This is a genomic window from Falsiroseomonas sp. (genome assembly GCF_051859025.1).
Taxonomy (GTDB): domain Bacteria; phylum Pseudomonadota; class Alphaproteobacteria; order Acetobacterales; family Acetobacteraceae; genus Falsiroseomonas.
Map to the genome: position 1 here is coordinate 333790 of NZ_JBHYGL010000023.1, position 14164 is coordinate 347953.

Genomic DNA, 14164 nt, shown 5'->3' on the forward strand with positions numbered 1-14164 from the left:
TCAGCCGGGCTTCCGCGCGGTGGCGAGGATGTAGTCGTAGGCGCTGTAGACCTTGTCGGGGCTGAAGCGCAGCGACAGCTTGTAGGGCATGCGCGCGATCGGGTGGAAGCGCTTCAGCATGTCCGGATCCGTTGCCATGAAGCGGTGCAGTCCGGGATAGACTTCGTGGCGGATGGAGCGGACCTCCACATCGGTGAAGCCGGCGGCGCGGAGCTTCGCGGCGTAGCTGGCGCGGTCATCCGAATTCGCTTCCGGCACCGCGTATTTCTGCATGAAGAACTTCCAGTTGAAGTCCTGCATCCGGCGCCCGAAGCCGGCAGGTTCCGGGTCGTTGCGGATGACATCGGCGAGTGAGATGCGGCCGCCGGGGCGCAGCACGCGCATCGCCTCCCCGAAGAACTGTTCCCGCGTGTCGAAGTGGAAGGCGCATTCCACGCCCAGCACGGCATCCGCGCTGGCATCGGGCAGCGGCATGGCGGTGGCGGAGGCCTCCATCAGCGTGATGCGGTCCGCCATGCCCGCTTCCGCCACGCGCTTCTGGCCTGTCAGGACCTGGGATGTCGTGACGTTCAGCCCGGTGATGGACCGCGGCGCCAGGCGCTGCATCCACAGCATGTCCTGGTCCGCGAAGCCGAAGCCGACATCGACGACATCCTGGCCGGGCGCGACGCCCGCGCTTTCCGCCACCAGCATCGCCATGGCCTCGCAGGCCTCGTCGATCGTCGCCGCATCGCGCCAGTAGCCGAGGTTGAGGTAGAGGCCGCGCTTGCTGAAGGAATGGGTGGAGACGAGTTCGTAGATGTCCCGCGCGCTCATGCGCTTGAAGGGGGTGTAGAACCACAGGAGGTAGTCGAGCGCTTCGCGCAGCCTGCCGCGGGCGGGGATGGCGGTGCTCATCGGGCGGAGATCCGGAGCGCGAGGAGGGGGGCGTGGGTGGCATCGAGCGCCAGCGCGGCATCGAGCGCATTGCGGTCCCAGCCAGCGGGATCGCCGGCATCCTCCAGCGCCAGGCCTGCCTCGGCGGCCGCGTCTTCCAGCGCCGCGGTCATGTAGCCAGCCTCGAGCATGCAGAAATCCTCCGAAAGGGCGCCATAGACGGGCTCGATCGCGGCCATCCTGGCGATGAGCAGCAGCAGGGGCACGTCGCCCGCGGGATGGTCGGAGACGGGGGCGAGGGCATGGGCCTCCGGATCGTGGTAGTGGCAGCCCGGCGGCAGGCCATCCACGCCTGGCGCAGGCAGGGAGAGATAGGCCTGCACGGGATAGAGCGTGCCGGCGGAGGCATAGCGATATTTCGGCAGCACGCCTGCTCGGCTTGCCAGCACGCCGAGCAGGCGGCCGAGGCTGTCGGTGGAGAGGTCAGCCACGGCCGCCCTCCTCCATCGCCAGGGTGAATTCCTGGGCGATGAGCGCCATCATCTCATCCTCCGACATGCGCATGACGCTGGCCTCGATCTGATCGTCCGGCGGCGGCGGCGGCGGGGGCGCGCGGGGCGTAGCTTTGGGCGCGGGGGTGTCGAGGCCGAGCAGGCCGGCCAGATGCGCTTCCAGCGCCTCCACCGTCGGGTAGCTGAACAGCAGGGTGGCCGGCAGCGTCAGGCCGAGGCCATCGCCGATCCCCTTGCGGAGTTCGAGGGCCATGAGGCTGTCGAGCCCCGCATCGCTGAGGGGAAGATCGGGCGCCAGGTACTCCCCGGCACCGACGCGCAGCACGCGCGCGGCCTCCGCCGCGATGAAGGCGCCGAGCGCCGCGCGGCGGGCGCGGGGATCGGCGCCGGCCGTGGTCTGGCCAGCCTTTGCCTGGCGGGGTGGCGCGGCGCGCGGTGGTGCGACGGCGGCGAAGAAGCCGGGCACGGCGGCGCCATAGCCGGCCAGGAAGCGGGGCCAGTCGATGGCGGCGACCAGCAGGCGCGCCCTGCCGGAGGCGATGGCACGGCCCAGCGCCTGCAGGGCATCCCTCGGCGCCATCAGCGCGGCACCGGCGGCGGTCAGGCGGGCGCCTGCCGGGGTGGCGGCGACGGCACCGGCCTCCCCCCAGGCGCCCCAGTCGATGCAGAGGCCAGGCAGGCCGCGCGCCTGGCGGGCATGGGCCATGGCGCCGAGCACGGCATTGGCCGCGGCATGCGCGCCCTGGCCGGCATTGCCGATCAGGCCCGCGGAGGAGCCGAACAGCGCGAAGGCATCGAGCGGCCGGCCGATGGTCGCGGCTTCCAGGTTGAGGGCGCCATCGACCTTGGCGGCGAAGACCTTCGCGAGGTCGTCCCGCGACAGTCGCAGGATGGCGCCGTCGCTGAGGCTGCCGGCCAGGTGGAAGACGCCGCGAAGCGGGGGCAATGCCGCATCGATGGCGGCGATGATGCGCCGGACGGCGGCGGGATCCGCGACATCGCCCTGCATCACCGTGCATCCCGGCGGCAGGGCCGGGCCTTCATGCGCCCGGCGGGCCATCAGCACCACGCATTCGGCGCCCCGGTCCAGCAGCCAGGCCGCCAGCAGCGGGCCGAGGCCGCCGAGACCGCCGGTGACGAGGTGCGTGCCGGATGTGGCGAAGCCTGGCCCTGGCAGCAGCGTGACGCGTTTCAGCCGTGGCACATGCCAGGCGCCATCCCGCCAGGCGGCTTCGCGTTCGCCCTCCGGCGGGGGCGGCGGCGTGTCGCCGGGCGGGATGTCGAGCAGGCGGGCTTCGAGTTCGGGATGCTCCAGCGCGATGACGCGGCCGAGGCCGATGAGCGCGGCCTGGGCGGGTTGCGTGACGGGGCCGCCGGCGGGCTGCGCGCCATGCGTGACCATGTGCAGCGCGGGGGGCAGGGTTTCGCGGGCGGCGTCCTGCGCGGCGGCTAGGGCCTGGGTGGCGAGGGTGAGCGCATCGCTGCCGCTGGCTTCGATGGCGCGGATCGGGCGGGCGGGCCGGGGCCCGCGGGCGATGGCGACGGCCTGTGTGCCGCCCGGGGCGGGAACCAGGTCCACGGCGTCGAAGAACTCGGCCAGGATGGTCTGCCACGCATCCGGGGCCAGCAGGGGGTGATCGGTGCGCAGGCCCGTATCCCCGAAGCGCCACCAACCCGGGGTGGAGCCGAAGACAAGGTCGGCCCAGTTGCTCCGCCGGCAGGCTTCCAGCAGCAGCAGCGCGCCGCCCGGCGCCAGCAGGGACGCGGCGTGGCGCAGGCTCTCGCGGATGTCCCGCGTGGCATGCAGGACGTTGCTGGCGACGACCAGGTCGAAGCTGCCCGGCGTGAAGCCCTGCGAGTCCGGCGCGCGTTCGATGTCGAGCGGCAGCGCAGCGGCGATGGCCGCACCGAACCGCGCTGCCGCCGCATCGAGGAAACCGGCGGAAATGTCGGTGAAGGTGATGGCCAGGCGATCCGCCAGCCCGGCCTGGTGCAGCCCCGCGACCAGCGCCCCGGTGCCGGCGCCGATTTCCAGCAGGCGGAGCTTGCGGCCTTCCGGCAGCGCGGCGACCGCTTCCGCCACGGCGGCGACGAGCATGGCGTTCAGCATCCGCGCGAAGGGCGGGTCGGCGTAGATGGAGCCGCCATCGCCGAAGATTGCGGCCAGCGCATCCGCCTCCCCGCGCAGCACCGCCGGCAGGGCGGCGCCGGCGCGGCGGGCGAGGGCGATTTCCATGCGGTCGCCGTGGCGCGCGGCCAGGACGGCGGCGAGTGCGTCGGGGTCCGCCGCGGCGCCCTCGGCCATCCGGGGCAGATGCTGGTGCAGGCGGGCGAGGGCGGGGGTGACGGCGGCGGCGGGGACCTGGGTGTGCGCCCTGGCGGCGTAGCCGGCGGCGAGGGATTCCAGCGCCTCCGCGAAGCCGGGTTCCTCGGCTGGGGCGGTGGCCGCGCCGGCGCGGACGGCGGCCTCGCCGAGGGGCGGGACGCGCCATTCCGGTGATTGGGCGACCCACTCGACTTCATAGGTCCAGCGGTCGGCGGGATCGGCGGCGGGCCCGGCCTCGATGCGGCGGATGGTGAGGCCGGTGACGGTCATCACCGGATTGCCGTTGGGGTCCATGACCTCGACATCGCCGGTGGCGACGCCGCCGCCGGTGGCGGGCCGGGCGCGGACCCAGGCGCGGACGGGGCCCGCATGGTGCCGGTGGAGGGCGACGGCATCGATGGCGAGGGGCAGGAAGGCGCCGGCTTCCCCCTGGCCGCTGAAGGTGGCGCCCAGCGCCTGGAAACAGGCATCCAGCAGCGCGGGGTGCAGCGGCGCGATGGCGGGCGTGCCGTCCGGCAGGGCGACATCGACGATCGCCTCCCCCTGGCCGCGAAAGACCCGGTGGATGCCGCGGAAGGTGGGGCCGAGGGCGATGCCGCGTTCCGCCAGCATGGCGTGGAGGGAAGCGGCGCCGCCTTCCTCCTCCGTCCCGCGGGTGGCAAGGGCGTTGGGGTCCTGGGCCGCGGGGGCAGGCGGCGTGGGGGAGAGGGTGGCGGCGGCGTGGCGCGTCCAGGCGCCGCCGGCATCGGCGTGGAGGGAGACCTGGTCGCCCTCCACCAGCACCTGCACGGCGCAGCCGGTGGCGGGCAGCTTGAAGGGCGCGGCGAAGATGATGTCGCGCAGCGCGGTGCCGCCGCTAGCCGCCAGCATGGCGACGACATGGCTGGCGCCGGGTACGATGACGTCGCCCATCACGACATGATCCGCCAGGAAGGGCAGGCGCTGCGTGTCGAAGCGCGCGCGGCTGAGGCGCGTGCCGGTGGCGAGGTCGATCGTCTTGCCAAGAAGCTCTTGCGCTGTCTGCGCGAACCAGAATCGCTGGCGCTGGAACGGGTATGTTGGCGCTGATGTGGTGCGCGTCTTGTAGGGTTGGTGGAAGGCGGGCCAGTCGATCTCGGCGCCGTCCTGCCAGAGCCGGGCGAGGCTCTGCATCGCCGTCGTCCAGCCGAGTGTCGAGCCGTCCTGGCCTTGCCGCGCGCGGGCCAGCGACGGCAGCGCGACCAGCGCGGGCAGGGCGTTGCGCGCCAGGCCCGACAGCACCGGCATGGCGCCGAGTTCCACGGCATGCGTCACGCCCATCGCCGCCAGCGTGGCGAGCCCCTGCGCGAAGCGCACGGGTTGGCGGGCATGGGCGCGCCAATAGGCGGCGTCATGGCGCGGCACGACAGTACCGGCGAGGTTGCCGATGACGGGGATGGCGGGCGGCCGGTGCGGGATGGCGCGGGCCTCCGCTTCCAGCGCATCCAGCATCGGGTCGAGCAGGCGGGAATGGAAGGCGTGGGAGACGGCGAGCGGCCTCGCCTCCAGCCCCGAGGCGGTGAGCGCGGGATCGTCCAGCAGCGCGGCGATGGCGGCCTGCGGGCCGGCCACGGTGATGGCCTCCGGCCCGTTCTCGCCTGACAGTTCCAGCGCGGGATGGCGGGCGAGCGCTGCACGCGGGTTGGGCCCCAGCACAGCGGCCATGGCGCCGCCCTCGGGCAGGGCCTGGGTCAGGCGGCCGCGGGCGGCGACGAGGCGGGCGGCGTCCTCCAAGGTCAGCACGCCAGCGAGGTGCGCGGCGGCGTATTCGCCGAGGCTGTGGCCGAGCAGCGCCACGGGCTCCACCCCCCAGCTGCGCCACAGCGCGCCGAGGCCGGCGGAGAGCGCGAAGAGGGCGGGCTGGGCGATGTCGGCACGGGCCAGGGCGGCGCCATCCTCGAACAGGCGGGACAGCGGCGCGGGCAGGCCCATGACGGCGTCGCAGCGATCGAGCACGCGGTGGAAGACGGGGGCGATCTCGGCCAGGCCGCGGGCCATGCCGGGGAAGGCGGAGCCCTGGCCGGTGACGAGGAAGGCGATGCGCGGGCGGCCGGCGCTGGTGGGCTCGGCCCTGGACAGTGCCTCGGCGGCGGTGGGGGCGTCGCGGGCGGTGACGGCGATGCGGCGGGGCAGGGCGGCGCGGCCGGTGGCGGCGGTGCGGGCCAGCGCCGGCAAGTCGGCGCCGGGGGCCGCGAGCGCATTCTGCCAGCGGGCGAGGAGCGCCGTCAGCGCGGCTGGATCGCGGGCGCTGATCGGCAGGACATGCGTGGGGCGGGGGTCGGCGGCCGTCGCCGTCTCGGGCGCGGCGCCGAGGATGATGTGGGCGTTGGTGCCGGAGAAGCCGAAGGAGCTGACGCCGATATGGCGGAGCGGCGTGGGTTCGAGCCGCGTCGGCACTTCGATGCTGGCGCCGGCGAGGTCGATATGCGGGTTGAGGCGGGTGAAGTGGAGGTTGGGGGCGACCGCCTGGTGGCGGAGCATGAGGACGGCCTTGATGAGGCCGGCGATGCCGGCGGCGGCCTCGGTATGGCCGATATTGGTTTTTGCAGACCCTACCGACAAAGGCCGCGCGCGGTCGCCGGCGAAGACGCTGCGGAGCGCATGCATCTCGATGGGATCGCCAAGGGCGGTGCCGGTGCCATGGGCCTCGATGGCATCGATGTCCGATGGCGCCAGCGATGCATCGGCGAGGGCGGCGCGCAGCACGGCTTCCTGCGCGGGGCCGGAGGGAGCTGTGAGGCCGGCGCTGCGGCCATCCTGGTTCACCGCGCTGCCATGGATGACGGCGAGCACACGATCGCCGGCAGCCAGCGCATCCGACAGGCGCTTGAGGACGACGACGCCGCAGCCCTCGCCACGGACATAGCCATCGGCGGCCGCATCGAAGGGCTTGCAGCGCCCATCGCCGGCCAGCATGTGCGCCTTGGAGAAGCCGATGGTGAGTTCCGGCGACAGCGTCGCATTCACCCCCGCCGCCAGCGCCACGCGGCATTCCCCGCTGCGCAGCGCGCGCACCGCGAGATGCGTGGCCACCAGCGACGATGAACACGCCGTATCCACCACCATGGTCGGCCCCTGGGTGCCGAGCGCATAGGCGATGCGCCCCGCGGCGATGGAAGGCGCATTGCCGAGGCTGGCATAGGCGTCGATCCAGCCGAGGTCCCGCTGGCGGCCCAGCAGCGTGCCGTAATCCGCGGTGCTGAGGCCGACGAAGACGCCCATCGCCTGGCCCGAGAGGCGATCCGGCGCGATGCCGGCATCCTCCAGCGCGGCCCAGGCATTCTCCAGCAGCAGGCGGTGCTGGGGGTCCATCGCCTCGGCCTCCCGCCGGGAGATGCCGAAAAGGGCGGCGTCGAAGCGGTCGATCCCCTCGATGAAGGCGCCCCAGCGGCTGCTGGCGCGGCCGGGCGCGTCCGGATCGGCATCGAACAGGGCGGCCGCGTCCCAGCGATCGGGCGGCACTTCCGTCACGGCGTCGCGGGCGGTGGATAGAAGACGCCAGTAGGCATCAGGGCCTTCCGCGCCGCCGGGGAAGCGGCAGCCGATGCCGATCACCGCGACGGGTTCGCGCGCGGCGCGGCCGGCGGCATCCAGCTTCGCTTCCAGGTCCTGGATCATCGAAAGCGCGCGGCGGACGGCATTCGCCTCCCGCGCTGTGGGGTCAGTACCCGGCATGGGCGAGCTTCCGTTCCAGCAGCAGCAGGGCGTCGTCTTCGGTGCTGTCGGCAAGGGGCGGGGGTGGCGGGGCAGGCGGTGGGGCTTCGGCGGGGCGCGGGGCGACACCCAGGCCGAGTTCGGCGGCGAGATGCGCCACCAGCGCCTCCGCACTCGGGTGGTCGAAGACGAGGGAGGCGCGGAGCGGCTTGCCGATGGCGGCGGAGAGGGTGTTGCGGAGTTCGACGGCCATCAGGCTGTCCAGGCCGAGTTCCGCCAGGGGCCGCGCGCTGTCCAGCGGCATGTCGCCGAGGCCGAGGATGCGGCTGACGGCCTCCGCCACCGCATCCGCCAGCGCATCCCGCTTCGCGCTGCCGATGGCGGCGGCCAGCTTCTCCTGCAACGCCAGGCGGGGCGGGGGGGCGCCGGCGGCGGCGGCGGAGATCGCGACCTCTGCCAGGCCGGCGGAGAGGGCGGAATCCAGCGCGGCCAGGGCGGTGTCTGGCGACAGGCCGGCGCGGCCAACGCCCCCCTGGGCCATGCCGTCCCCCTGCCAGGCCCCCCAATGGACCAGCAGTGCCGGTTCGCCCCGGGCGCGGCGACGCTGCGCGATGGCGGCAAGGGCGGCGTTGGCGGCGGCGTAGTTGGCTTGGCCGGCGGAGCCATGCAGGGCGGCAAGCGATCCGAACATCACGAAATGCTCGATGGGATGGGCGGATGCGATGCGGTCCAGCGCCTCCGCCCCCGCCACCTTGGCCGGGAAGGCGGTGGCGAGCCGTTCGCGGTCCAGCCGTTCCGCCGTGGCGTCATGCAGCGCGCCGGCGAGGTGGAAGATGCCGCGCAGCGGGTGCTTGAGACCGGAGAGTGCGCGCCGCAGCCCGGCGGCATCGGCGATGTCGGCCGCGATTGTGCGGATGGTCGCACCGTCGATCGTCACCTCCGCCGGGCGGCGCGCCAGCAGCACCAGGTGGCGGGCGCCATTCGCCACCAGCCAGCGCGCCAGGTGCCGGCCCAGCGCGCCGGTGCCGCCGGTGAGGAGGTAGGTGGCGTCGGCCCGGAACAGGCTGCGCGCCAGCACCAGCTTGCCGACATGCCGCGCGGCCTGGATGCGACGGAGCGCGGGCGTCACCTCCGCGAACGGCCAGCGTTCCACGGGCAGGGGCGGCAGGCCCTGTGCCAGATCCTCGCAGAGCGTCGCCAGCATGTCGCCGACGCGGGCGGGGTTGGAGAGGATGAGGCTGTCGAGCGCCACGGGGCGGTAGCGGATATCCGGGCGGATCGCGTCGATGCGGGCGGTGTCCCAGATCTCCGCCTTGCCGATCTCGAGGAAGACGCCGCCGGGCTTTAGCAGGCCGAGGCCCGTGGGGATGGCGGGGCCCGTTAGGCTGTTGAGCACCACATCGACGGGGGCAGCGCTGGCGAAGCCGAGGCCGCGGCTGTCATGCACCTCCGCGATGCCAAGGGCGGCGAGGCGCGCGCGCTTTTCCGGGCTGCCGGCGGTGGCGACCACCACCGCGCCGGCGGCCCGCGCGACGGCGACCGCCGCCATGCCGACGCCACCCGTCGCCGCATGGACCAGCACGCGCTGGCCGGGGGATAGCCGCGCGACTTCCAGCAGCGCGAGGCGCGCGGTGAGCCAGGCGACGGGCTGGGCCGCGGCCTCCGCGAAGCCCATGCCGTCCGGCAGCGCGCGCACCAGGCGCGCATCGGCGCTGACATGGCTGGCGAAGCAGCCAGGCGCGATGGCCAGCACGGCATCGCCGGGCGCGAAGCTCGAAACGCCATCACCGACCGCGGCGACGCGGCCCGCACATTCCACGCCGGGGGCACCTCCATCGCCGGGATAGACGCCGAGCAGGTTCATCACGTCCCGGAAATTGATGCCGGTGGCGGCGACCTCGATCACCACCTGGCCGGGTTCCGGCAGCGGCGGCGCCGTGCGGTCCCAGCGCAGTGCCTCCAGCGACGCATCAGCGCCTCGCGCCAGCAGGAAGGGGGCGGGGGGCGGGGACGGGGTGGGGCGTGTTGCCAATTCCCGCGCCAGCAGCGCGCCGTCGCGGAGCGTCAGCACGGGCGGGCATTCGGCGGGGATCGGGGGCGGCGTGGCGCCAGCGGGCAGGTCCAGCAGCACGGGCCGGAGTTCGGGGTGTTCCAGCGCCAGGGTGGGGATCAGCCCGGCCAGTGCCGCCTGGGCCGCGCCTGCCTCCAGCGTGGTCAGCACCGCGAGGCGGGCAGGCGCGGCGCGGGCGGCTTCCAGCACGCGCCAACTGGCAGCGACGGCATCCGTTTCGGCCCGCAGGTCGATCCAGGCGGGGGTTTCCGTGCCGCCCGGCACCGCCCGCCAGGCCGTTTCCTGCACTACGGCGCCCCGGCGGGAGACGGCGAGGGCCAGGCCCTCGCACAGCGCGACGGGGGAGCCGGTGGCATCCAGCAGCGCGACCTCCGCGCGGTCCGGCGCGGAGAGGCGGAGCACGGCGAAGCGGGGTGTGCCGCCGAACAGGACCAGGCGGGCCAGGCCCTTCGGCACCAGCGCATCCCGGCTGCCTTCGGGCAGCGTCGCGGCCAGAGCCTGCCAGGCGGCGTCCAGTACTCGGGGATCGAGGCGATAGCCGGCCTGGCTGTCCCCGAGTTCGGCCACCGCCTCTCCATCGCCGGCCCACAGGGCGCGGAGGCCCCGGAAGGCCGGGCCATAGGCGAGGCCGGCTTCGGCGAAGCGGGCGTAGAGCGCGGCGACATCCATGGCGCGCGGGCAGCGGGCGCGGGCATCCACCAGGGACGTCACCGGCGCGTCGGAGAGGGCGCCGGCGCGGGCGGTCGCGACGGAGATGAAGGGCGCGTCGGGGTCCTCGGCGGCGGCGGCGAGGGTGAGGGCGCCGCCGTCATGCATCGTCTGCACCACCGGCGTCTCGGCGGGGGCGAGGAGGCGGTCGAAGGTCACGTCCTCCAGCACCGCGGGCGCCCCGGGCGGCAGGGCGGAGAGCATCATCTCCACCATGGCGGTGGCCGGCAGGACGACGCGGCCGGCCAGGGCGTGGTCGGCCAGCCAGGCGGGAGGCGTCGACGAGAACTCGGCCTCGAACAGCCGCTGGCCGCGCTGGGATCGCAGGCGACGGCCGAGCAGGGGGTGGGCGCGGGCGGGCGGGGTGGCGCGGGCCGGGGTGGCCCAGTGGCGCTGGCGGTCCCAGGGCGTCAGCGGCAGGGCGATGCGGGCGCCGGATTGCGGCGGCAGGTTCGGGTGCGGGGCGTTGCTGGGCGTGGCGGTGGCCAGGGCCTCCGGCGCCTCGGCCAGCACCCACCAGGCGTGGCGCGTCCGGCCCGTGGCGGCGCTGGCGCAGAGGGCTGCGAAATCGGCGCCCTCCGCCAGGCGGGCCCGGCAGGCGGCGATGAGGCGGCGCAGCCCGGCCTCGCTGCGGGCTGTGAGCAGCAGGCGCGGCGTGGTTGTCGGCGGTGGGCCGGGCGGCGACGCAGGGGGCGCTTCCAGCACTGCATGCGCATTGGTGCCGGAGAAGCCGAAGGAACTGACGCCCATGTGGCGCAGGGCCGCCGGCGCCAGGGAAGTGGGCACGCGGAGATCGGCGCCGCCGAGGTCGATATGCGGGTTCAGCGTGCCGAAATGCAGGCTCGGCGGCACCTGGCCATGGCGCAGCATCTGCACCGCCTTGATGAGGCCCGCGATGCCGGCCGCGGCCTCGGCATGGCCGATATTGGTCTTCACGGAGCCCACCATCAGCGGGCGGCCGCGATCCGGGCCGAAGACGTTGCGGAGCGCGTGCATCTCGATCGGGTCGCCGAGGGCGGTGCCGGTGCCATGGGCCTCGATCGCGTCGATGGCATCGGGGGGCAGGCCGGCATCGGCCAGCGCGGCGCGGATCACGCCTTCCTGCGCGGCGCCGGATGGCGCGGTGAGGCCGCTGCTGCGGCCATCCTGGTTGACCGCCGTGCCGCGGATGATGGCCAGGATACGGTCGCCCGCGGCCGTCGCCTCCGACAGCCGCTTCAGCACCACCACGCCGCAGCCATCGGCGCGGACGAAGCCATCGGCGCGGGCATCGAAGGCCTTGCAGCGCGCATCCGGCGCCAGCATCGAAAGCCCCTGCAAGGCGCTGGTGGTGCCGCTGCCCAGCGCCAGGTTCACGCCCCCCGCCAGTGCCATGCCGCATTCGCCGCGCCTGATCGCCTGCACTGCCAGGTGCAGCGCGACGAGGGAGGAGGAGCAGGCGGTATCCAGCACCAGCGCCGGGCCGTTGAGTCCGAGGAGATAGGCGATGCGGCCCGCCGCGATGCTGGGCGCGCCGCCCGTGCCGGCAAAGGCCTCGCCCCCTTCCGCATGGGCGGCCAGTTGGGCGTAGTCGTAGTTGCACAGGCCCACGAACACGCCGGTGTTGCTGCCCGTCAGCGTGTCGGGCGGCAGCAGCGCATCCTCCAACGCTTCCCAGGCGACTTCCAGCAGCAGGCGGTGCTGCGGGTCCATGAAGGGGGCCTCGCGCGGGGCGATGCCGAAGGCGAGTGGATCGAAGCCCGCGACATCGGGCAGGTAGCCGGCTTGCGGGCCATCGGTGTCCTGCGGGCCGAGGCTGCGGCCTTCCGGGCGCGCGACGATGCCGTCCCGCCCTTCCGCCAGCGCCTGCCAGAAGGCGTCCGGATCCTCCCCGCCCGCGGGGAAGCGGCAGCCCATGCCGATGATGGCGATGGGGTCGTCGCTGGCCGTGGCGCGCGGGGCGGCCTGCGCCGCGGCGGGCGCATCGCCGAGATGGGCGGTGAGCGCGGCGACGCTGCTGTGGTCGAAGAGCAGCGTGGCGCTGAGGGCGCCGCGGCCGAGGCGCGATTGCAGGCGGTTGCGGAGTTCCACCGCCATCAGGCTGTCGAGGCCGAGTTCGAAGAGGTTGGCGCGCCGGTCCAGCGCCTGGCCCAGCGCCAGGCCGAGCACGGCGGCGGCTTCCGCGGCGATGAGGTCCGCGAGGCCGGCGGCGGCAGGCGCCTCGGCAGCGGGGCTGACCGGCGTGGCGGCCGGTTCCGGCGCCTGCCAGCCGCGCAAGGAGGAAGGCGGGCGCATCGCCTCGAAACTCGCGAGGAAGCGGGGGCGGTCGATCGGCAGGATGGCGCTGGCGGCTTCGGGCGTGGCGAGGGCCCAGTCGAGCAGCGCCTCCCCGGCCTCCGACGGGATGGTGCCGAGGCCTTGGGCGCCGAGGCGGGCGACCAGGGCAGCGTTCCCGGCCTGCGAGCCGATATCGCGCCAGAGGCCGAAGCCGAGGCTGGTGGCGCGGCCGCCGCGGGCACGCCGGGCGGTGGCCAGGGCATCGATCGCACAACTGGCCGCCACATGCGCGGCCTGGCCCGCCTGGCCGAACAGCGCGACGGCGGAGGAGAAGAGCAGGAAGAAGTCGAGGTCGGGGAAGGCGGCGTCCAGGTCGCGCGCGGCTTCGAATTTCGGTGCCAGGGTGGTGGCGAAATCGGCGGCGCTGGCCTGGGCGAGCGTGGCATCGGCCAGCGTTCCGGCGGCATGGACGATGCCGCGCAGCGCGGGCAGGCGTGCGATCAGCGCCGCGCGGGCAGCGGCATCCGCCAGGTCACAGGCCTCCAGCGTGACCGCGACGCCGGCATCGCGCAGCGCCTGCACCCACGCAGGGTCTTCGGGCATGCGGCGGCCTGCCAGCACCAAGCGGCGCGCGCCGCGCCTGGCCAGCCATTCGGTGGCGAAGCGGCCGAGGCCACCGAAAGCGCCGGTGACGAGGATGGGCCCTTCCGGATCGATGCTGGCGGGAGGGCCATCGGCGGCCTGGCCGAGGCGCGGGACAAGAAGGGCGCCGTCCCGTAGCACCAGTTCCGGCTCCGCCAGCAGCAGGGCGGGCGGCGCATCGCCATCCCCGTCCACAAGGCGGATGTCGAGTTCCGGCCGTTCCTGCCGCAGCGTCCGCATCATGCCCCACAGGGCGGCGCCGGCGGGATCGGCGCCCATGGCGCCGCTGGTGCGGAGCGTGATGCGCCGCTGTCCCGGCTGCAGCGCCTGGATGCGGGCGAGCAGGCCGGCGCAGCGATCCGCGGCGGGGCCGCCGGGATCGGTGAGGGTCAAGGCCTCCGCCGCCTGGCGGGCGACCAGCAGGGTGTTGCCGGGCAGGCCCCGGATGGCCGTGACCTCCAGCCCCAGGCGGCCCAGCAGCGAGAGCCAGGCCTGGCGGGACAGCAGGGGATGATCGGGGCGGAGCGTGGGGTCGGCGAATCTCCACCAGCCCTCTGTCAGCCCGAAGACGAGATCGACCCAGCCGCCGGGTGTCGCATCTCCAGGCAGTCCTTCGGGATCGGTTTCCAGCAGCAGCAGCCGGCCATCGGGGGCGAGGAGTCGCGCGGCATGGCGGAGCGCGGCTTCCAGGTCCCGCGTGGCATGCAGGACATTGGCGGCGATCACCAGGTCGAAGCCGGCTTCGGGCATTCCCTGCGCGATCGGATCAGCCTCGATGTCCAGCACGGCGAAGTGCTGGGCGGGAATGCGGCCGCGGGCGCGTTCCACCAGCGACCGGCCGATATCGGTGAACCAGTAGTCGATGCGGGCGGCATCGAGCGCCGCGAGCACGGCCGTGGCGGTGGCGCCGGTGCCGGCGCCGATCTCCAGCACGCGCAGCCGGCCGGTGGGCGGGGCGGCGGCCTCCGCCAGCACGGCCAGGACCTGGTTGGCGGCGGCGTAGGCGGGGCTGTCGCGATAGACCTGTTCGGCGCCATCGCCTTCGAACAGCAGCTTCACCGGGTCGGCCAGGCCGCGCAGCACATCGGGCAGGGCGGCGCC

General features: G+C 74.3%; 4 protein-coding genes (1 of these 4 cut by a window edge). All 4 read right to left on the reverse strand.

The features are described 5' to 3' along the window. Tightly spaced (each overlapping or abutting the next), the 4 genes in view from ACTIE5_RS19660 to ACTIE5_RS19675 form a layout consistent with a single transcriptional unit that may run on beyond the window. Nucleotides 1–897 carry an SAM-dependent methyltransferase gene (locus ACTIE5_RS19660; RefSeq protein WP_439551413.1) on the reverse strand — a complete coding sequence of 299 codons (897 nt, stop codon included), beginning with the start codon at nucleotides 895–897 and terminating at the stop codon, nucleotides 1–3. Then, entirely contained in the window at nucleotides 894–1367 is a 474-nt protein-coding gene (locus ACTIE5_RS19665) for a hypothetical protein (RefSeq protein ID WP_439551414.1), read from the reverse strand. The genes ACTIE5_RS19660 and ACTIE5_RS19665 overlap by 4 nt, the downstream gene beginning before the upstream one ends. Beyond that, complete coding sequence (locus ACTIE5_RS19670; RefSeq protein WP_439551415.1) at nucleotides 1360–7407, reverse strand: type I polyketide synthase; 6048 nt, start codon at nucleotides 7405–7407, stop codon at nucleotides 1360–1362. The genes ACTIE5_RS19665 and ACTIE5_RS19670 overlap by 8 nt, the downstream gene beginning before the upstream one ends. After that, nucleotides 7394–14164 carry the 3' portion of an SDR family NAD(P)-dependent oxidoreductase gene (locus ACTIE5_RS19675; RefSeq protein ID WP_439551416.1) on the reverse strand. Its footprint extends 2706 nt past the window's final position, so only the last 6771 of its 9477 coding nucleotides appear in the window; its start codon lies off the right edge, out of view — the gene reads right to left on this strand; it ends in the stop codon at nucleotides 7394–7396. The genes ACTIE5_RS19670 and ACTIE5_RS19675 overlap by 14 nt, the downstream gene beginning before the upstream one ends.

Coding starts and splice junctions, on each gene's coding strand:
- ACTIE5_RS19660 (WP_439551413.1), bottom strand. CDS start 897: ATGAGCACCGCCATCCCCGCCCGCGGCAGGCTGCGCGAAGCGCTCGAC.
- ACTIE5_RS19670 (WP_439551415.1), bottom strand. CDS start 7,407: ATGCCGGGTACTGACCCCACAGCGCGGGAGGCGAATGCCGTCCGCCGC.